18 protein-coding genes and 1 pseudogene are annotated in these 19002 nt (G+C 66.6%); 7 read left to right on the forward strand and 12 right to left on the reverse strand.

All coding sequences use genetic code 11. From position 1 onward, the window contains the following. Window positions 1–176 precede the first annotated feature (176 nt). The 3 genes from EVS83_RS01915 (at window position 177) to EVS83_RS01925 (ending at window position 3163) form a co-directional block, all read left to right on the forward strand. On the forward strand, window positions 177–1169 hold the full coding sequence (locus tag EVS83_RS01915; protein WP_133499039.1) for an LLM class flavin-dependent oxidoreductase: 993 nt from the start codon (window positions 177–179) through the stop codon (window positions 1167–1169). A 203-nt stretch (window positions 1170–1372) separates the two neighbouring features. Further along, window positions 1373–1822, forward strand: coding sequence for a lysozyme inhibitor LprI family protein (locus EVS83_RS01920; protein ID WP_133499041.1), 450 nt, complete (start codon window positions 1373–1375; stop codon window positions 1820–1822). Window positions 1823–1846: 24 nt separating this feature from the next. Beyond that, window positions 1847–3163, forward strand: coding sequence for a VgrG-related protein (locus tag EVS83_RS01925; protein ID WP_133499043.1), 1317 nt, complete (start codon window positions 1847–1849; stop codon window positions 3161–3163). Window positions 3164–3357: 194 nt separating this feature from the next. Here EVS83_RS01925 and EVS83_RS01930 read toward each other — a convergent pair whose 3' ends face one another. The 4 genes from EVS83_RS01930 to EVS83_RS01945 form a co-directional block, all read right to left on the reverse strand. Beyond that, the gene (locus EVS83_RS01930; protein ID WP_133499045.1) at window positions 3358–5271 is read right to left on the reverse strand and encodes a M14 family metallopeptidase; all 1914 of its coding nucleotides are present in this window, start codon (window positions 5269–5271) and stop codon (window positions 3358–3360) included. A gap of 424 nt (window positions 5272–5695) precedes the next feature. Beyond that, window positions 5696–5959, reverse strand: a complete 264-nt coding sequence (locus tag EVS83_RS16205) for a YdeI/OmpD-associated family protein (protein WP_425456051.1) — start codon at window positions 5957–5959, stop codon at window positions 5696–5698. Between the two features lie 30 nt (window positions 5960–5989). Next, the gene (gene arr / locus EVS83_RS01940; protein ID WP_133499049.1) at window positions 5990–6421 is read right to left on the reverse strand and encodes an NAD(+)--rifampin ADP-ribosyltransferase; all 432 of its coding nucleotides are present in this window, start codon (window positions 6419–6421) and stop codon (window positions 5990–5992) included. A 349-nt stretch (window positions 6422–6770) separates the two neighbouring features. After that, the gene (locus EVS83_RS01945) at window positions 6771–8099 is read right to left on the reverse strand and encodes an NAD(P)/FAD-dependent oxidoreductase (RefSeq protein ID WP_133499051.1); all 1329 of its coding nucleotides are present in this window, start codon (window positions 8097–8099) and stop codon (window positions 6771–6773) included. 239 nt (window positions 8100–8338) lie between these two features. Here EVS83_RS01945 and EVS83_RS01950 point away from each other — a divergent pair, with 239 nt between their 5' ends. The 4 genes and pseudogenes from EVS83_RS01950 (at window position 8339) to EVS83_RS16135 (ending at window position 11021) form a co-directional block, all read left to right on the forward strand. Further along, window positions 8339–8680: a hypothetical protein gene (locus EVS83_RS01950; RefSeq protein ID WP_133499053.1), complete on the forward strand. Its 342-nt coding sequence runs from the start codon at window positions 8339–8341 to the stop codon at window positions 8678–8680. Window positions 8681–8822: 142 nt separating this feature from the next. Next, entirely contained in the window at window positions 8823–10109 is a 1287-nt protein-coding gene (locus EVS83_RS01955) for a histidine kinase (RefSeq protein ID WP_133499055.1), read from the forward strand. 211 nt (window positions 10110–10320) lie between these two features. Then, window positions 10321–10671: pseudogene (locus EVS83_RS16210) on the forward strand (carbonic anhydrase family protein); the annotation flags it as partial. Between the two features lie 68 nt (window positions 10672–10739). Next, window positions 10740–11021: a carbonic anhydrase family protein gene (locus EVS83_RS16135; RefSeq protein WP_133499057.1), complete on the forward strand. Its 282-nt coding sequence runs from the start codon at window positions 10740–10742 to the stop codon at window positions 11019–11021. 154 nt (window positions 11022–11175) lie between these two features. Here the strand turns inward: EVS83_RS16135 and EVS83_RS01970 are convergent, their stop codons facing one another. From EVS83_RS01970 to EVS83_RS02005, 8 genes are all read right to left on the reverse strand, one after another. Then, entirely contained in the window at window positions 11176–11385 is a 210-nt protein-coding gene (locus EVS83_RS01970; protein WP_133499059.1) for a hypothetical protein, read from the reverse strand. Between the two features lie 228 nt (window positions 11386–11613). Continuing rightward, complete coding sequence (locus EVS83_RS01975) at window positions 11614–11985, reverse strand: GNAT family N-acetyltransferase (protein WP_133499061.1); 372 nt, start codon at window positions 11983–11985, stop codon at window positions 11614–11616. Window positions 11986–12210: 225 nt separating this feature from the next. Further along, window positions 12211–13239, reverse strand: coding sequence for a YncE family protein (locus tag EVS83_RS01980; RefSeq protein ID WP_133499063.1), 1029 nt, complete (start codon window positions 13237–13239; stop codon window positions 12211–12213). Next, the gene (locus tag EVS83_RS01985) at window positions 13209–14732 is read right to left on the reverse strand and encodes an ArnT family glycosyltransferase (RefSeq protein WP_166636759.1); all 1524 of its coding nucleotides are present in this window, start codon (window positions 14730–14732) and stop codon (window positions 13209–13211) included. Before EVS83_RS01985 ends, EVS83_RS01980 begins: the two co-directional genes overlap by 31 nt. After that, window positions 14722–15450 carry a hypothetical protein gene (locus EVS83_RS01990; RefSeq protein ID WP_133499067.1) on the reverse strand — a complete coding sequence of 243 codons (729 nt, stop codon included), beginning with the start codon at window positions 15448–15450 and terminating at the stop codon, window positions 14722–14724. Before EVS83_RS01990 ends, EVS83_RS01985 begins: the two co-directional genes overlap by 11 nt. Next, window positions 15450–16247, reverse strand: a complete 798-nt coding sequence (locus EVS83_RS01995; RefSeq protein ID WP_133499069.1) for a COG4705 family protein — start codon at window positions 16245–16247, stop codon at window positions 15450–15452. The genes EVS83_RS01990 and EVS83_RS01995 overlap by 1 nt, the downstream gene beginning before the upstream one ends. Further along, a complete protein-coding gene (locus tag EVS83_RS02000; protein ID WP_133499071.1) occupies window positions 16244–17017 on the reverse strand; it encodes a phosphatase PAP2 family protein in 774 nt (257 codons plus the stop codon). Before EVS83_RS02000 ends, EVS83_RS01995 begins: the two co-directional genes overlap by 4 nt. After that, window positions 17017–18942 carry an LTA synthase family protein gene (locus EVS83_RS02005; protein WP_133499073.1) on the reverse strand — a complete coding sequence of 642 codons (1926 nt, stop codon included), beginning with the start codon at window positions 18940–18942 and terminating at the stop codon, window positions 17017–17019. The genes EVS83_RS02000 and EVS83_RS02005 overlap by 1 nt, the downstream gene beginning before the upstream one ends. Between the last annotated feature and the right edge of the window lie 60 nt (window positions 18943–19002).

Consider the following 19002-nt stretch of genomic DNA (forward strand, 5'->3'; position numbering starts at 1 on the left):
AGAGTGGTCCATGCATGCCGTCCGGCATGGCACCCTGGGGTGAGTGCACATGCAGTGTAGCCGTGTGCAGTGCACGCTGTTAGCGGCGGTCGCTCCAAACACACAAATCCACAGCCGTTGACCCGCATCTCCGCCCGCGCGTGGACACTGTCCTCAGTCCAACTGATCGACCGCCCATGATTCCCCTTTCCGTTCTCGACCTCGCCCCCGGGGGGGAGGGTCGCGACGTCGCGCAGGCGTTCGCGCACATGCGCGATCTGGCGCGCCATGCCGAGCAGCTCGGCTACCGCCGCTACTGGCTCGCCGAACACCACAACATGCCCGGCATCGCCAGCGCGGCCACGGCGGTGCTGATCGGGCACGTGGCGGGCGCGACATCGACGATCCGCGTGGGCGCCGGCGGCGTGATGCTGCCGAACCATGCGCCGCTGCAGGTCGCCGAACAGTTCGGCACGCTCGCCACACTCTACCCCGGCCGCATCGATCTCGGCCTCGGGCGCGCGCCGGGCACCGACGTCGCGGCGACGCGCGCGCTGCGCCGCTATTACGCGGGTGCGGACGAGTTCCCGCGCGACGTCATCGAGTTGCTCGGCTACTTCGAGCCCGTGCAACCCGGGCAGGCCGTGCAGGCGGTGCCGGGCGGCGGCGTCGAGGTCGAGCCGTGGATCCTTGGGTCGAGCCTGTTCGGCGCACAGCTCGCGGCCAAGCTCGGCCTGCGCTACGCCTTCGCCTCGCACTTCGCACCCGCCGCGCTCGAGGACGCGCTGCACGTCTACCGCGCGCGGTTCGAGCCGTCGGCAAAGCTCGCATCGCCGCACGTGATGCTGGCGATCAACATCGTCTGCGCCGACACCGACGACGAAGCGCGACGCCTGTTCACCACGCAGCAGCAGGCGTTCGTGAATTTGCGTCGTGGCCGTCCGGGACTCGTGCCACCCCCGCTCACGTCGGCGGACGACCTCGACACGTTCTGCAACCCGATGGAGAAGGCAGGCATCGACCAGGCGCTGTCGTGCTCGGCGGTGGGTTCGCCGTCAACGGTGACGGCGTGGGTGGATGCGTTCGTCAAACGCCATCGACCGGATGAGCTGATCGTCACCGCCAACATCTTCGATCCCGATGCACGGCTGCGGTCGTATGCGTTGGCGATGGAGGCGTTGCGGCAGTAAAGGGGAGCGATTCTCATGCGTCCTCGCTTGCTGTTCTGCGCAGCGGTGGCGGCGCAGTTTGCGGTGAACTGAAGTGGTCTGGAGTCAGTCGCGCATCGTTTGCGGCGCCCAGGTGTCACCGCTACCATCACCCGCCACGGCACGGACGCCGCGTGGGTCCTGAGCACCAATCAGGCGCGAGCGCCGGTCGATCAGGAGATCCCATGAATCGCTTTGCGCTCGCGCTATGCCTCACGGTCGGTGCGTGTTCCGCTCCCCCATCTGTTCAACCCGCGACTAGCGTTGGCGCTGCGGCTCCGAACAAGCCAGCAGCCAGCACGAGTACCCCGGCGGTCGAGGCATTTACACACGGTCTGCGTGCCAGCTACTCGGCATGTATCGACCGCGCCGAGGCAGTGATCCCGGCGACACAGGCCTGCATCGAAGAAGAGGGCGCCTACCAGCGCGATCGGCTCGCGCGTGCGCTGGAAGCCGCCAAGCAAAAACACGCCGACCAGGCCGGCGCGATCCAGTTCCAGCAGACTGCGTGGCAGGCCGACGTGGACGCCAAGTGCAAGTGGGACGCGGGTACGGAGGGCCAGCAGCAGCGCATCGAAGCGAATATGTGTTCGCTCGAAGCCGTCGCGGCGCGTGCGGATGAACTGAACCGATAACATCATCGAAAGGAATCGATCAACATGGAACGCACGGAAGCGGAAGACCGAGTAAATCGCTGGCACCTCGGCCAGACGTCGCAGCGCTACGAGTCGTCGGGCCTCGGCGCGGGAACAATCTCCAGCGGCAAGAACGACCACGGCGGCGTGTCCTATGGCACGTATCAGCTGTCCAGCCGCGAAGGCACCGTGCAGGAGTACCTCGCGCAGTCCCGCTATGGCGCGGAGTTCAAAGGGCTCGCACCCGCGACGCCAGCGTTCGATGCCAAATGGCGTGAGGTTGCGCAGCGCGATGCCGCCTTCGGCAATGACCAGCATGATTTCATTGGTCGCTCGCACTACGGTCAACAGCTCCAGCGCTTGCACGATCGCGGGCTCGATATGACGCATCGCGGACGCGCCGTCCAAGACTGCGTGTGGAGCACGTCCGTGCAGTTTCGTAACCTCACATCGACGATCTTCACGAAGGGAATCCACGAGCGATTCGGTAAGGACGCCAACATCACGGCATTGACCGACGCGCAGATCGTGGGAGCAGTGCAGGACTACAAGATCACGCACAACGCCACGTTATTTGCGAGTTCTCCGAAGTGGCAGGCCAACCTGCTTCGCCGCGCGCAGCACGAACGCGACGATCTACTGAAGCTCGCGGAAGCCGAGCGGATCGCGCCGAAGCCAATGGACGTGCAACCACAACGCGCTCCCCCGCCGGCACCAGCCAAGCACCCAGCGCACCACCCGGCGACGCATGGCTCGGCGACGGTGCATGCGCAGCAGGAACTCGCACATCTCGGCTACACGGGTCTGGACGGCAAGTTGATCCATGCCGACGGGCGGGCGGGGCGGAATACGCACCACGCCGTCGAGCAGTACCAGCGCGACCGCGGATTGACGCCAACCGGCACACTCGATGGGACCACGCAGGCGCGTCTCGAGCGCGACGATCGGACGATGGCTAGCAGCACGCATCCCGCGCACAACCTCTACCGGGAGTCGCTGAATGCCGTGACCGACTTGGACCGACGCTTGAACGTGCGGGGCGGGGCGCACTCCATCGCACTCGCAGGTGTAGTGGCGGCGGAAGCAGCGCAGGCGGGAATGGCACACGTCGACCGAATCGAGCTGTCTCGCGATGGCCGATTGGTGCAAGCCGTCCAGTTCCGTGGCGGTACTGACGACTGGGCGACGAATCACACCTCGGCACCCATCGAGCTTTCGCATGCGGTAAACCAGCCGATCGACGTCAGCAGCGAGTATGCACGGCGCGCGATGGATGCCCGAGCACACGTTGAGCAGCATGCAGCACGTGAGCACGCGCCGATGCGGGCGCCGGTCCTGTAGAAATCCGGTGCGGCCGAAGTAGTCACCGCTGCATCTCGGACGACCTCGACACCTCGGCAGCCCGATGAAGAAGGCCGGCATCGATCAGACGCTCCGACCGATTACGAACGCCTTTCGCAGCGCAGTCTTATCCACCAAACAAAAGGCCCCGAGAACCGGGCCTTTTTGCTTTGACGATGACGCGCGCGATCACATCACGGCGGGCACGTCTTCAACATCGCGATCGCCGCCTTGACGTTCGTGTCGGCCACCGTGTCGCGGAGCGCGGCGGTTTGCGGGTTGAAGTCGTTCTGGATGGGGCCGGACGGGCAGCTGCGGCGCTCCGGCGACGAGAACTCCTCGATCAGTGTGCCGAACGTGTGGCCGTCCTTGTAGAACCAGTCGTTGGAATCGCCATAGACCATGTAATGCGGCGTTGCGCAGCCGTCGACCACGCCGACCGTGGCGTAATCGTCCTGCACGTCGGTGTAGCTGGCCGCGGTCGCCATCGCTTTGGTCAGTTTGTCGAACGGCGCGACGTCGGGTGGGTTGAGGTTGGTCGCCGGCGGCACTGCGACGTGGCCCATCGGATGCCCGACCACGCCGCCATAGCTGTGCCACGACAGCATGCAGACCAGGCCGTCGACCTCGCGCTTGTTACGCGTCAGGAACTGGCTGTGCGCGAGGCCACGCACGGCCTGCGTTTCCACTTCGGAGAACGGTGAAGGGCCGGGGTAGGTTTCGCTGTCGGGTACGAGGTTGCCGGCAGCATCGACGCCGCTCATGCCCATGTCGGGCAGCGACGCGCGCTGCGCCTGCGTAAACGTCGACGGATGCCCGAACGCGTAGTTGCGGTTGAGGTCGATGCCGCAGCGCTTCTGACCTTCGACCAGGCGCGTGTTCTTGCGCCAGTCGAACTGGTTGGCGACCGCACGGTCGTAGCCGTTGGGGTTGACCACCGGGATCACCCAGACCTCGCGTGAGTCCACCAGCTTGGTGATCGTGCTGTTGCTGCCGTACCCGTCGGTCAATGCGTGCAGCAGGCGCATCGTCTGGTACGCGGTGATCATCTCGCGCGCGTGGTGCACACCGAGGAACGCGACTTCGGGCTCGGGATCGTTCTGCTGCGGATTGCGGGATACCTTCACCGCGTAGATCGTGCGACCGGGACGTCGCTTGCCGTCGCAGCTCTCGATCGTCTGCCCGGTCCAGTGGAACAGCCGCACCAGCGACGGATACGACGTCGCGAGTTTCGAAAGCTCCTGCTCGATCTCGGTATAGGTCTTGTAGATGCCGGGCGAGTTGTGCGGGTTGTACAGCGCACGCTGCATCAACGCGGCGGAGGGCCGGATGCGTGGCGTGGTCGCCGTCACCAGCGGCGCAGTGACATCGGGATACGGCAACTGCTTCGCGAGCGCGGCGGGGAAGTCGCCGCCCTTGCGCATGCGACGGAGCGCCTCGCCCATCGCCGGGCTGTAGGTCGTCCCCATCAGGTCGGCGAGCGGGCCTTTCAGCGGCTTGCCTACCGGCGACTGGTCCGCCGAATACGCCTGGAAGTCGCTGACGCCGTCGCCGTTGCTGTCGACCTTGCGTGGCGACGAACCCAGTCGTTTTTCCAACGCATCGCCGAGGCCATCGAAGTCGGCGTCGACCGTCTTGTCGCGTGGATCGAAGCCGAAGTAGTCGTTGATGACTTCATCGAAATCGCTCCAGCCATCGCCGTCAGTGTCGGCCGAGGCGGGATCTGTGCCGAGTTCCGCTTCGCGCGCATCGGTGAGGCCGTCGTGGTCGCGATCGGTGTCGGGTTTCGTCGGATCGAAACCGAACTCGACCAGGCGATCCTCGACGCCGTCCGCGTACCCGTCCTGGTCGGTGTCCGCCTGTTCCGGGTTGCTGCCGAGCTCGCGTTCGCGATCATCGGGCACGCCATCTCCGTCGCGGTCGGTGCCGGGCAGCGGCTGTCCTTTGTCGGTCGGAATGACGCCCCATGCGGTCGAGCCCGGTGTATCAGCGGAGCGCGTCGGCACGGGTGCGCAACCGTTGACGGCGGCGAGCCCCAGCAAGGTGCACGCGGTGATCGCGAGGGCGCGCAGCGGCGGCGTGGGCAATGCGTGTGCATTCGGCTTCATCGTGCATCTCCATTTGCGGCGAACGAGCGAATCCAGGCGCTGCGTGGAGTGTTCTCCTGAACGCGACGCGCTGAGCGACCGCTCGGCGGCAAGGGAGCTCGGCAGTGACGTACGGCAAGCGGCAGGAGGGCGGTCGCTGCGACCGGCACGCCGAGCGACATGGCGACGGGGCCTGACGATGACGGGGCTGGTCGCGTCGCGTCGTAGCCCTCACTTGTGACGGCAAGCCGAGTGAGGTGTGTCAGGCCCCCGCCGCGGACCGATGGAAAGGTATCGAGCGGCCGCTCGCGCGCTCGGCCGCCGCTTCATTGCCGTGTCGCGACGTGGCAAAGACGCTTGCCGAGGGGCATCGGTCCAACGAACTAATTGCGCACTAACGGCCCGACGTGGCGAGTCCGGCTCTCAGACCGCCTCGGACATGACATCAGCGGTGCGGACATCCAGGCCAACAGCAGGGCCTGCGCGCGCCGTCTCGCATCTTGTCGATTCCTACGTCGATCCGACGCTTCCGGGTCGCCTCCTGCTTGGGCGAGGTGACCCAGCAGATCCATTCGTTTCGGGCTAACGGGGTGATGTCGGACCAGACGGCTGCGGCGACGCGATCCCGCTCGATGGCATCGCGGAAATCAGCGGGCAACTTGTGGACCGTGCCGTCGGCGAGCGTTTGGTGCTTCACGTACAGGTCCACTCCACGAAGCGGTCGTAGCCGAACTGTCTGCTAGTTGATGATGTCGCCGACGCCCGATGCGACAAATTTCTTCAACTCGTCGATGAACGCGGGGTCATACGGCTCCCAGCTTTCAAGCTCACCGACGATCTTCAGAGGCTGAGCACTTCTGAACGATCGTGTGGGGTTGCCCGGGAACTTCTTGTTCGTGACGTTTGGATCGTCTTCGAACCTCCCGGTCGGAACCACGACGTAAACCCGTGGCCGCCCATCGCCTCGGGCGACCTCTGCGGCAAGGCCGGCGCCCTTCGCAAGAGTCGTGAAGTAGATATGGTTCATCACGACATTGTCGCGATAGTTCGACTTGTACCCGGCGGTGAGTAGATCGCCGACCGAAAGAGCTGCTCGCGTCCCGTGGAAGAACGGACCGGCGACCGCATCGCAGTTTTCGAGAGTAACGGGTGTCCACTCGTCGGCAGTCATCGCGTCGCTACTTCCCGTGGCTCGCCTGATCGACAAGGCGCGATTCTAGTTTTGACGTGCAGTCTTGCCGCAAGCGGGTGCAGGCGATATAAATTGACAGTGGGAGGCGCAGCGCGCTTCCTTTTTTTGTTTGTGCCGCGGTGCTGAGCGCGCTTCATCGCGAATATCAGAGGCGCAGCTCCTGTCTGATCCGCGATGGGCTGCTTCGCAACACAGATGTCGGCTCTTCACCGGCTGCCGACAAGGTCAAGGTCGGCGACGGGAAAGCGACCGCTTTGAGCGCTACGCACGCAATGCGAAGCTGGCTGCGTAACGCGATTCGGTTACTCCGCTCAGGCGAGGACCGCCGTCACGCTGTGCCGTCTTCGGACTCGCCCCGCAAAATAATTCGCGCATGCCGCTGATAGCTCCAGTACGACCACGCCCAGTTGATCAGCACGATCAGGCGGTTGCGGAAGCCGATCAGGAAGAAGACGTGCGCAACGAGCCAGAACCACCACGCGACCAGGCCTGAGAGTTTCACGCCGTGCAGGTCGACGACGCCGGCCATGCGGCCGATGGTCGCGAGGTTGCCGTAGTCGCGATAGCGGAATGCGGGAACGGTTTCGCCGCGAAGGCGGGCGCGGATGACGCGGGCGACGTGTCGGCCCATCTGTTTGGCGGCGGGTGCGACGCCGGGCACTGGCCGGCCGTCCTGCTGCACACTCGCGAGATCGCCGGCGATGAAGACATCGGGATAGGCGGGCACGCTGAGGTCGGGCGCGACGGGCACGCGGCCGACGCGGTCGGTCTCGACGCCGAGCATGCGACCCAGCGGTGACGCGGCGACGCCCGCGGCCCACAGCACCGTGCGCGACGCGATGAACTCGTCGCCCAGTGCATAGCCCTCTTCGGTGATCGAAGTGACGGCGCGACCGGTGACGACGTCGACGCCCAGGCGTTCCAGCTGTTTGCGCGCTTTCGCAGATAGATCGTCAGGAAACGACGCGAGCACGCGTGGCCCGGCCTCGATCAGGCGCACGCGCGCACGCGCCGGATCGATATGGCGGAACTCGTTGCGCAGCGTATGCCGCGCGATCTCGGCGAGCGTGCCGGCGAGCTCCACGCCGGTCGGGCCGCCGCCGACGACCGCGAAGTCGAGCCACGCATCGCGCTCGGCATCGCTCGTCGCGGCTTCGGCGCGCTCGAACGCGGTGAGCACGCGACGGCGGATCGCAAGCGCGTCGTCGAGCGTTTTCAGACCCGGTGCGATGTCGGCCCAGTCGTCGTGACCGAAGTAGGCGTGCGTCGCGCCACTGGCGAGCACCAGCGTGTCGTAGGTCAGCATGCGGCCGTCGGCGAGCGTGATGTGGCGTGACGCCGCATCGATGTCCGTCACCTCGGCGAGCAGCACGTCGACATTCGCCTGCTCGCGCAGGATGTGGCGCAGCGGTGCGGCGATGTCGGGCGCGGAGAGGCCGGCGGTCGCGACCTGGTAGAGAAGGGGCTGGAAGAGATGGTGGTTGCGCCGGTCCACCAGCGTGATGCGCACCCGCTCGCGCGCCAGCGCACGCACCGTCCAAAGACCGCCAAACCCGCCACCGACCACCACCACATGGGGCTCGTGCACCGCGCGTCTCCTCAAGGGATAGGCATATGGTCGCGCATGCGGCGGGCAGGGCGAAGGTGGGCGGGTCATGCTCAACGCCGTCGGCGCTCGGTATGCAGCCCGGAATGCGTCGCTCGTCCGCGAGTCGCGGCCGCGGGCATCGGGGTTCGACGAGGCCATCCCGGCATTCGCTGGAGTACGTCCGATGCCTGCGGTCGCGCGCCGACCACCCGACCTGGGCGCCGGAAACATGAACACGCCGCGTTGACGGGACACTAACTCCGCCATCACTAAGTTGCGCGCGGTGGTGGTTCAGGCAGTCGCGTGAAATGGGTAAGAGGTATTGGGATCGTTCGGCGCTGCACGCCGAACTGGCGAACTTTTCGTCGGCCGCGATGAAGCATGCGCGCAGTCCGCGGACCGAAAGCTCGGATAGCGAGTTCCAGGCGATGTTCCATGAGGCAGCCAGGGATCTGCTCGCGCTCGCGGGACCCGGCGATCGCGAGTTCGTGCTGGACGCGCTCGAGCGGATCTGCCGCATCCATCCGCACTGCAATGGCGCGGAGATCTCGCGTCTGCGCGCCGACCACGACGCCGCCGATGCGGTCGATGTGCCGCGGGGTGCGTCGAGCGATTCGACCGGACGCGCGGCGAGTCCGGCCTCCGCCTGATCGACCCGCCTCGCCACGAGAAGCGGCGCGCGTGGTGCGGCCAGCCGGGGCCTCGCGGCCACACTCGTGCCCGCCTGCTGTCACCTTCGACTGAGGCCATTGTCTGCACCGTGCTGTCTTTCGATGGCAGCTGGAGGCCTGGATGGCGAGCGGTCACGCGGGACTTGCCGCGATCGCCGACGCGCTTGATGCGCGCCGCGGATCGATCCTCGCGCGTTGGGAGGACCGTGTTCATCGGGACCAGTCGCTGCGCACCACATCGGACTGGACGCGCAAGCAGTTCTACGATCATTTCCCGGACGTGCTGGAGGCCTATGGCCGCATGCTGCGCAGCCATCCCGAACCCGCGCGCACTGCGGAGAGCGACCAGTTCACGCACGCGCACGCGCATGCCAAGACGCGCTGGCTGCAGGGGTACGCGCTGCGCGACCTGATCCGCGAGTGGGGACACTTCAATACGTCGGTCGTGCTCGCCTTCGGCGAGCTGCGCGAGGCGAACACCGCGGAACAGCCGGATTGCAGCGTCGCGGAAACACTCTGGGCCGACCTGGCGAGCCGCCAGCTCACCGAGAGCGCGCACGAATACCAGCGCCTGCACCAGGCGGTCGCTGCGACACGAGCGGAGGAACTGAGTTCGATGCTCGAGCGGCTGCGGTCGATGCATCACGCCCGCGCGCAGACCCTCGCACGCACCGCGAGCACGCTGCGCAATCATCTGTCGGCCCTCATGACGTCCAACTCGCTGATGGCCGAAGGCATGTCCGGCGCGGACGCCGAGGAAGTGCATGCGATCGCCCGCGACAGCATTGGATCGCTCGACCGATCGCTGAGCGACATGACGCTACTCGCGCGACTCGAAGCCGGCCTCGAGAAGCGCGATATCCGGTCGTTCGACGTCGGCGCCGCACTGTCGGCGCTGGTGTCCGCGCTCGATCCGCAGGTGCGTGAATCGAACAGCCAGCTCACGTGCGCCGGCCCCGCGGAGTTACGGGTCGAGGGCGATGAACTCGCGATCCGCCAGATCGCACAACATCTGGTGCTGACGGGACTGTTGTCGGACACACCGGGGCCGGTCGACCTGGAGTGGGGCGACGACCCGCGCGAAGCCGCGCGCTGGCAGATGGTGGTGCGGCAACACCTGATGGCGCGATCGACGCCGTCGAGCCCGCCCATCACGCGGGTGATCGCGGACGCCAGCGACCGCGTCGGCCAGGCACGCGGCATCGCACCGACCGGATTCGAAGCCGCGTTGCAGGAAGGACTCATCCCCGTGGCCTCGCGCGACGGCTCGAACCTGCTGATCGCCAAGCACCTCTGCGAATTGCTGGATGCCAGCATCGAGTTGACGGCGGAGGAAGGCGTCGTCACGTTCCGTGTGAGCTTTCCGCGGCGGTATTCGGAAGCTGATGATGGTGGTGAAGTGGTTTGAGCCGGTGGGGCGTGTGAGCCCGTTCCCGATGCCGGTCGTCGGCGAAGCGAGTGGGAAGCATCGGCGCGACGCCCTTCCGCTGAATGTTTGACGTCGACTTAATGCGTCGAGGCGTGCAGTCGCGTCGCAAACGGGCGAACCGGTCGCCCGCGGAGTCGACGCCATGGCATGCCGAACGTGGTGGATGTTGCCGTTGCTCATGCTCGGCGCGATGCCCGGCATTGCGGGTGAGTCGAAGCACGCGCACTGGACGTACAGCGGCAAGGAGGGCCCGACGCACTGGTCGAGGCTCGAGCCCGCTTTCGCAACGTGCGGCACCGGCCACCAGCAATCGCCCGTCAACGTCACGCATGCCAGCGCGGCGAAGCTGCCGCGCATCGACTTCGACTACCGGCCCGACGGCTATCGCGTGATCAACAACGGGCACGCGATCCAGGTCGACTTCAAGCCTGGCAGCCACATCCGCCTCGACAACACCGACTTCCAATTGAAGCAGGTGCACTTCCACGTGCCGAGCGAACACACCGTCGAAGGCAGGCGCTTCCCGATGGAGGCGCATCTGGTGCACGCCGATACGCAGGGCCATCTCGCCGTCGTCGCCGTGCTGTTCAAGGACGGTGCCAACAACGCGTGGCCAAAAAAAATGTCGCGCCGAAGGTGTCGTCGAACGCCGGCAGCGCAGCCGACCTCGCCACATCCGTCAACGCCGCAACGCTGCTGCCCGCGAACCACGACTACTACCGCTACAGCGGTTCGCTCACGACACCGCCCTGTTCCGAACAGGTGCGCTGGATCGTGCTCAAGCAGCCGGTTGCCGCCAGCGCGAAGGAAGTCGCGCTCGTACATCGCGCCGTTGGGCAGGACAACAATCGACCGGTGCAGGCGTTGGGTGCGCGGAAGATCCAGGGCTAGCGGTGCCGGCTTCGTCTACGGGACGGCTTGGCGAGATATTCGCGCTGCCGGCGTCACTGCAGGGTCCTGTTGAATGCCGTGTTGCATCGGTTCCGGCGGTCCTCAACAACAAAAACGGGGCCGAAGCCCCGTTCCCGTCGGTCGACACGAAGACTCAGCGTCGAGAACTGCTGTCCGGGCTCGAACTGCCCCGCTGAGCGTCCTGGCTCTTCGCGCTGTTGTCGATCGCGGTGCCCTGCTGCGGTTCGCGGCTCGAGGACGACTTGCCGGACGACGCATCGTTCGACGATGCCTCGCTGTGGATGCTGGACACCGAAGTGCTCTGACGCTCGCCGTTGCGAGAGTTCTGTTCGTTGCGATTCATGATGATTCCCTGTGCGGGCGTGTTGCCCGATGTGGCCGAAGCCGGTGCTTCCGTAGGAAGCGCGTGGGCCCAAAGGCGGGAATGCAGATCGATGGGTGCCGCCGGGATCGTCGCTGGCGAATCGGTGCAGGCCCACCATGGGCGCGTCAGGGAGACGGCCGCGTGACGCCCATGATGATTCGTCCGCGCAGGGCGCGATTGACGCCGATTCGGATCAGCGCTATCCGCTTATGGCGGTGCGATCACGAACGTTACAAGCTGAGTCGAACTTGGCAGAGCGCGTGCACCCAGGCTTTCATAGAGGCGTATGGCGCGCGTGTTGTTCGCACGCACACCCTGGATGACGAACTCGCGGCATTCCTTCTCGCGCGCCTTTGCGCGGAGCTGTTCGATGACGCGCGTGCCATAGCCCTTGGACCGCTGGCCCTTGTCCATCTCGATCTTCTCGAGCACGAACCGTTCGCCGGGCTCGAACCAGCCGTAAGCCCGCCCGGCCAGCTTTCCATCGACTAATGCTTCGATGACGTAATGGCGGCGTGGCCCGCTTTCCTCGAAGCGCCAGTCGGCGGCGAGCTGGAGTTGAGCGTCTTTCAGGGTCATTCCTGGCCGGTCCTGCGCGACCCGGCCGCAGTGTCCAGCGGCGGCGCGGAGCAGAACGGATCTGTGGGGAGCAGAGCCTAGCAGGTCGATCAACTCCGACGCGTCCGCGCGGTGCCACGCTCTATGCGCGGGCGGCCTGTTGCGTTGCGGCGGTGCGAGCAGGATGGATCAGGACCGTTCGCGACCGCGTTTCAGCTGCGCCGACCGCTTTATCTGGCTGTCCGCTCAGTGGCCCACACCCACCACGACCACTTCGAAGCTGCCCGGAATCATCGGCGGGCGCGCATCTGCGTCGCCCGCCGGCTTCGGTCCGAATTGCGCGGTCGGCAGGTAGGCGCGATGCGACATGGGATCAAGAGCGATCGTCCGAGCGCCGGCGCGCGTCGGAATCGTCTGCCTGACGACGTAATGATCCGGCGCGTCCTCGTGGATCAGGGTGAGCGTGCCGCTCCGGCCGTTCGGCACCAGCACGTCGCCACGCGCGGCGTCGAAGGCGAGGCCATCGGGACCTTCGCCGATCGGCACGCGTGCGATCGCATGACCATCGCGCGCATCGGTCACGGCCATCACCCCGTTGGCGCAGGCGGAGAACAGACGCGCGTGTCTGACGTCGAGTCCGAGGCCGGTCGGCCCGTCGCAACCGTCGAGCGTCCATGTGTGTGCGATGCGCGAGGTGTTCGAGTCGATGTCGACCACTGCCCCACTGCTTTCGAGATTGACGAAGACGTGGCCCGCGCCGTCGCTCGCCGCCAGCTCGGGATTGCCGACGAATGCGAGGGTGGCGACTTCCTTGCCCGCGATCGGGTCAATGACCGACGCGTTATTGCTGCGCGCGTTGAACGCGTAGAGGTGACGCGAATGCGGGTCGAACAGCACGGCGTCGGGCGAATGGCCCGACACGGGGATCGTGCGCAACACGGCGAGCGTGCGGAGGTCGAATTCTGTGACGCGATCGCTACGGCCATCCGTCGCGAAGCCGCGGCCGAGCGACGACACCACCGCGATGCCGTGCACTCCGTCCGTCCCCGGCACTTCGCCGACGAGTTTGCCAGTGGTCGTATCGAGCACCTGCACGCGATCGCTCCGGCTGAGGTACAGGCGATGCGCGGCGGGATCGACGTCCAGCAGATCCCATCGCCCTTCGCCGGCGACCGGCCAGTGCGTCGTCACGGCGTAGGACGTCGCGGGCGTGTCGGCCGACGTGGCGCAGCTGCAGAGGGTGATCAGTGCGACGGTGAGCACGGCGACGCGCATGGAAGCTCCTGGGGCGTTGCGGAGGCGGAGGAGTGGAGGACGCGGAATACGATGCGGTCGTGCAGCGGGCTGCCGAACGGTTGCGCGACGAGACCGCGCGAGCGAACGCGCGACTGCACGGCCGGCCAACGCGATGTCGGCGTCAGCCAGACGGCACCGGCGACGTCCGGATCCGCAAGCTCGCGATCGATCGGTTCGTCGACATCGGGATTGACGGTTGCAAGCGAGCTGCGGTCCTCGATCGCGACGTTCTCGATCTCTGCACCGAGATGCAGGTGCAGGCCGTAGCGCGGCACGTCGTCGACGAAGATCACCTGGCTGATCGGGCCGGGCACGCGGGCGCGGATTTCGGCGGCCCATGCGCGCGCGTCCTGGTTCGACGGAATCCAGAGACCTGCCATGCGCAACGCGAAGAGCACCACGCACCACACCGCGACGGTGCGCTTGGGCACGGGATGCGCGTCGTCGAAGCCGAGCGTGACCAGCAGTGCGAGCGGCGCCATCAGCGGCAGCAGATAGAGCGGCAGACGCGAGCGCGCGATGCAGAAGATGAGGAGCGGAAGCACGATCCACGCCAGCAGCATGAAGCGCTTGTCGTCGGCCTGGCGCACAACGCGCGTATGCCAGCCGCGTGCAACGCGGCATGAGGCGACGATGCTCCGCGCCAACGGGACGATCCACGGCAATGTGCCCACGAGCAGCGTCGGCAGGTAGACGACGAGCCAGCCGTACCACTCGCCGTGTCGGCCAAACTCGTTGCTCGCCACGCGGTTCACGACTTCGTGGCCGAGGAAGTAGTGCAGCAGCCCGGGGACCTCGATGACGACTGCGACGAACCACGGCAGCGCGATCGCGAGGAACGCGAGCACACCCGTGAACGTCAGTACGCGGCGCGGCTGCGGCGCGGCGAGTTCGGTCGCGACGATCGCCAACGCGGGCAGCAGGCCCGGCGGACCCTTCGTCAGGAACGCGAGTCCGAAGCCCGCGAACATCAGCAGCGACCAGCGCAGGCGGCCGTCGCCCCAGCGGCGCTCGACATAGCCCCACATCGCGAGCAGCTCGCAGGTCGCGAGCAGCATGTCGGTGGTGACGAGTTGCGATGCGACGGCGGGCAACAGCATCGTCGCGAACACCAGCGCGCCGATGCTCGATCGTCCGGGCATCAGGCGGCCGGCGATGCGTCCCACCGTCCACGCGGAGACGAGATAGGCGAGTGCGGAGGCGAGTCGTGCGGCCCACGTGTTGACGCCAAGCGTCGCCAGGCTGGATGCGATCGCCCAGTAGGTGAGCGGCGGCTTCGTCCAGTGCGCCATTTCGAAACTTCGATGCGGGATCAGCCAGTCGCCACGCGCGAGCATGTTCAGCGCGACGTTTGTGTACCGGCCTTCATCGGGATCCCACAAGCCGCGGCTGCCGAGAAACGCGAACGCGAGCACCGCGACGATGACTGCGACGGCGCGGCCGTTGGTGGTCCAGTCGCGGTCAGCGGACATATTGCAGCCCCACATAGAACACCAGCGGCGCGCGGTCCGGCCCGCTCACCTCCGTGCCGAGCGACCCCATGAGCAACAGGCCTTCGCGTAGCGGATGTCGTGCGCCGACATTGGCGATGGTGCGCGTGGACTGCCCGTCGACGCGCGTCGCGTTGATCTCGGCGAGGCAATCGCCGCCGGCGCAGTCATGCGCGACGAACGTGCCCAGCTGCCAGGCATCCGCTTCCTTGGAGATGAAGTGACGCGCCACTTCGAGGCCACCGCTGAACGAGCCGAACGGTCGCGCGAGCTGAAGCGGCAGCACCCATTCCGGGTGCTCCGACGCAAGCCCGCGCCTGCGCGCTGCGGCCGACCATCCGCGCACGTACAACGGCTGCACCGCCAGCGAGACCCTGTCGCTTTCTGCATCGAGAAAGCGGTAGCGCATGCCGAACTCGACATCGCCCAGCCCGCTGCGCCACGCGCCGTCGTCGCGTGCATGCGCCCACGCCGCGTGCACCGACAGCTGGATGCGCTCGCCCACGCCGCGGTTGATGTCGAGGTCCGGCGCGTCCAGATCCCATCCGCCGCCGCGCAGACGGTCGCCCGTCGCCGCCACGTTGATCTCCCAGACGCCGGGCCCCGGCGTATCGGGATCGTTGGTGATCATCGGCGGGCCGGCCTGCGCGTGTGCCCGCGCGCACATCAGCAGGAACGCCAGGGCGACGCCGCCGCGCATCAGTGTGCTTTCGTCGCCGGTCGCTGCGGGAACAGCACGATGCATAGCGCAATGGCCACCAGCAACACGATGGAGCCCGTGTAGCGGCTGAGCTCGAGGCCACCCTTGGCGTGCGGCTTGTCGAGGAAGTCGCCGACTACCGCGCCCAGTGGACGCGTGAGGACGAAGGCCGCCCAGAACAACGCCGTGCGCGAGACCTTCGTCGTGAAGTAGAGGATGGCGACCAGAACCAGCAGGCCGCCGAAGATTTCGATGCCGCCCACGTAGCCCAGGCCCTGCGTGTCGGCCACCCAGTCGCCGAGCGCGGTGCCGAGCGTCTGCGAGAACGTGATCGTCAGCCAGTAGAACAGCTCGCTGCGTGCGTCGCGAACGCTGTCGACGGCGATGGTGCCAGTGGTGCGATACCAGGTGAACAACGACGCGAGCAGCAGCGCGAGCAGCAACGTCGAACCGCCCGTATAGCCGATGCCGAGCGAGCGGTCGGCGAAGTCGGCGAGCGTGGTGCCGACCGTGGTGCTCGCGACGATCGTCGTCCAGTACAGCCATGGATTGAACGTGCTCGCGCGGATCTGCACGGCCACGGCGATGGCAAAAATGGCCGCGAAGAGCGCGGTCCCGATCAGGTAACCCGAGTGCAGGATGCCCACCGCGGCATTGGGCGTGGTTTCGCCCAGCCACGACATCGTGACGGCGTCGCCACCGATCTCGCCGAGCGTGGTGGCGAGGATCTTGATGATCCAGAACGTGAGCGTGATCGCGGGGACTTTGCTGAGGGCGTGTTCGACGGTTCGATTCATCGGGGGCTGTCCGTGGAGGTCGTCGGGAGTGCCGTACCTGCTGTTCGCCTCGTACGGTGCGCAATGAAGGTGAGAACGCCGTTGACACCCGTCGCGACCAGCAGGCCAGCGCATGCCGCGGCGACGACATCGGTCGGCCAGTGCACGCCGAGCACCAGCCGCGACACGCCGACCAGTGCGACCCAGACGACCGCCAGCACCATCGCGGGAACGCGAATCGACGGCCTCAGGCGCGCGACGGCGAGGCAGGCGGCAGTCGCGACCGCGGCGGTGCTGAGCGTGTGGCCGCTGGGAAAGCTCGAACCCCAGAACCACTGTGTGCTCCAGAGGTCCGGGCGCGCGCGGCCCACCGCGGTTTTGGCGACGTAGACCACGACGCCGGCGACGGCAGTGACCGTCGCCAGCTGCAAGGCTTCGAAACGATGGCGTCGCCACAGCAACAGGAGCACGGCAACGGCGACCGCAGGCACGAGCACATGCGACGACCCGCTCTGTGTCGCTGCGTTGAACAGGGGAAGCAGGCCCGCGGGCACAGCGGCGTGGATGGCGAGCAGGATCGACCGGTCGATCGCCGTGCTCTCCTGACCGAGCACTTCTTCGCTCACCTGCACCAGCACGACCGCGGCCGCGATGATGAGCAGCACGCCCAGCCATCGCCGTCGGAACCCGGCCGCCCAGCGGTCGTGGCGATGCGCGAGCAGCGAAATCGCGGCGAAGAGCCCGAGCACGACGGCCGAAAGGTCCGCACTTTCCTCGACGAGGTTGTGCATCAGTGGCGTCCCGGTGTTGCAGCGGACAATGGAACCCGCATCGCACCCGACGTGAAGCGATGCGCCGCGTGCTCGTAGAACGCAACGGCGCGCAGCGTGCGCTTCGGATCGTCCGCCGCCGGTGGCTGCGGCTGGTCGGCATCCATTGCGGGAACGAGCGTGGACACCGCCCGATGCGGCGCGAGCTGCACGAGGCGATCGCGCTGGAGGAAGCCGAGCAGCTGGTACGTGCCGATGAACGCGCGATCGGGCTTCGACTGGAAGACGTCGACGCCGTAGAAGCGGCTCGGGTAGTCGAACCCGAGCAGGCCCAGCAGCGTCGGCGGAACGTCGATCTGGCTGACGAGGCCGTCGACATGACCCGGCGCGATCTGGCCCGGCGCATAGATCCACAACGGAATGTGGTAGCGGAACGCCGGCAATGCCGCCTTGCCTGCGCTCATCGCGCAGTGGTCCGCTGTGATGACGAACACGGTGTTCGCGAACCATGGATGCGTGCGCGCGCGCCGGATGAAGTCGCCGATCGCCCAGTCGGTGTAACGCACCGCGCTGACGCGCTTGTGCTGCTTCCACGGGCCGCGTCCCTCGGGGACCGTATAGGGGCGGTGGTTCGACGTCGTCATGACGTGCGCGAAGAACGGGCGGTGCGCGGCGTAATCGGCATCGAACCGGCGCATCGCCATCGTGTACAGATCCTCGTCGGCGACACCCCAGACGTTCTCGCTGTGGATCGCGTTGTCGGGGATCTCGGTCCGGTCGTGCACGGCATAGCCGTTGTGGCCAAAGTAGTAGTTCATGTTGTCGAACGCGCCGTAGCCGCCGTACAGGAACTCCGATGCGTAACCGTGCGCGTTGAACACGCTCGCGAGGCTGAAGAGCCCTTCGTTGTGCGGGCGCTTGACGATCGATTCGCCCGGCGTCGGTGGCACTGACAGCGACAACGCCTCCAGGCCGCGCACGGTGCGCGTGCCCGACGCATACAGGCGGTCGAACACCAGGCTCTGCGGCGTCAGTCGGTCGAGTTCGGGCGTGAGCGATTCGGCCCGTCCATAGGTGCCGGAGAACTCCGCGGAAAACGATTCGACGCTGATCAGCACCACGTTGAGCCGGCGCTCGGGCGCGGCGTTGTGGATGAGGCGGTCGATGCCGGTAGGGTGCAGGAACGTCGCATCGGGCGTCGCCAAAGCGCGACGCACTTCCGCGTCGGCGTCCGCGTCGGGAATGGTCCGGTAGAAGCGGTCGTAGTCGAGCGATGCGGCACGGTACGCAGCGAAAAACTCGTAGATGCCGTTGCCGGCGAGTTCGTCGGCATACGCGTTCCGTCCGCGATCCTTGAGGTCGCCGGTCAGGAATGCGGTCGCTACGACGGCGGCCACGATCCACGCAATCGGCACGGCGATACGTGCGAGGGCGTCACCACGAACGTCGGGCATTCGGCGGAAGCGTCGCGTCGCCCACAGGATCAGCGCCGTCGCAACGAGAATGCCGATCAGGATCGGCGTGACCGGATACGACTGCCGAATGTTGCCGATGACTTCGGTCGTGTAGACCAGGTAGTCGACGGCGATGAAGTTGAAGCGCGTCTGGAATTCCTGCCAGAACGTCCATTCCGACACGGCGACGAACAGCAGCCCGGCGAGCAGGATCGCGCAGAGCGCCTCGATGGCGAACCGCCCCGGACGCGCGAGCCGCCCATGGGTGGGCACCGCAGCGGTCAGCAGCACCAATGGAAGTGCGACATACGCGAGGGTCGCCAGGTCGAAGACGAAGCCGAGCGCGAAGACGCGCAGGTCCTCGACGCCCAGCGGGATATTCGCGCCGGTTTCGACCCGGAGGATGACGCGCACCAGCGTCTCAACAATCAGAAACACCAGTGCCCACCAGAGCACGGGGCGCCAGCGGCCGGATCGGGCGGTGTCGGGCATTCGATGCTTCGCGAGAGGATGACCCGTCACGCTGCTGCCACTGGCGTAAATCGGCCTCAG

Source organism: Cognatilysobacter terrigena (assembly GCF_004361065.1).
GTDB classification, from domain to species: domain Bacteria; phylum Pseudomonadota; class Gammaproteobacteria; order Xanthomonadales; family Xanthomonadaceae; genus Cognatilysobacter; species Cognatilysobacter terrigena.

Bases quoted from the DNA above. Each gene is read 5' to 3' on its own strand.
- arr (WP_133499049.1), bottom strand. From the start codon at position 6,421: ATGACTGCCGACGAGTGGACACCCGTTACTCTCGAAAACTGCGATGCG.
- EVS83_RS01920 (WP_133499041.1), top strand. From the start codon at position 1,373: ATGAATCGCTTTGCGCTCGCGCTATGCCTCACGGTCGGTGCGTGTTCC.
- EVS83_RS01990 (WP_133499067.1), bottom strand. From the start codon at position 15,450: ATGCGCGGCGGCGTCGCCCTGGCGTTCCTGCTGATGTGCGCGCGGGCA.
- EVS83_RS02005 (WP_133499073.1), bottom strand. From the start codon at position 18,942: ATGCCCGACACCGCCCGATCCGGCCGCTGGCGCCCCGTGCTCTGGTGG.
- EVS83_RS01985 (WP_166636759.1), bottom strand. From the start codon at position 14,732: ATGTCCGCTGACCGCGACTGGACCACCAACGGCCGCGCCGTCGCAGTC.
- EVS83_RS01915 (WP_133499039.1), top strand. From the start codon at position 177: ATGATTCCCCTTTCCGTTCTCGACCTCGCCCCCGGGGGGGAGGGTCGC.
- EVS83_RS01925 (WP_133499043.1), top strand. From the start codon at position 1,847: ATGGAACGCACGGAAGCGGAAGACCGAGTAAATCGCTGGCACCTCGGC.
- EVS83_RS01970 (WP_133499059.1), bottom strand. From the start codon at position 11,385: ATGAATCGCAACGAACAGAACTCTCGCAACGGCGAGCGTCAGAGCACT.
- EVS83_RS01950 (WP_133499053.1), top strand. From the start codon at position 8,339: ATGGGTAAGAGGTATTGGGATCGTTCGGCGCTGCACGCCGAACTGGCG.
- EVS83_RS02000 (WP_133499071.1), bottom strand. From the start codon at position 17,017: ATGCACAACCTCGTCGAGGAAAGTGCGGACCTTTCGGCCGTCGTGCTC.
- EVS83_RS01995 (WP_133499069.1), bottom strand. From the start codon at position 16,247: ATGAATCGAACCGTCGAACACGCCCTCAGCAAAGTCCCCGCGATCACG.
- EVS83_RS01980 (WP_133499063.1), bottom strand. From the start codon at position 13,239: ATGCGCGTCGCCGTGCTCACCGTCGCACTGATCACCCTCTGCAGCTGC.
- EVS83_RS01975 (WP_133499061.1), bottom strand. From the start codon at position 11,985: ATGACCCTGAAAGACGCTCAACTCCAGCTCGCCGCCGACTGGCGCTTC.
- EVS83_RS01930 (WP_133499045.1), bottom strand. From the start codon at position 5,271: ATGAAGCCGAATGCACACGCATTGCCCACGCCGCCGCTGCGCGCCCTC.
- EVS83_RS01945 (WP_133499051.1), bottom strand. From the start codon at position 8,099: ATGACCCGCCCACCTTCGCCCTGCCCGCCGCATGCGCGACCATATGCC.
- EVS83_RS01955 (WP_133499055.1), top strand. From the start codon at position 8,823: ATGGCGAGCGGTCACGCGGGACTTGCCGCGATCGCCGACGCGCTTGAT.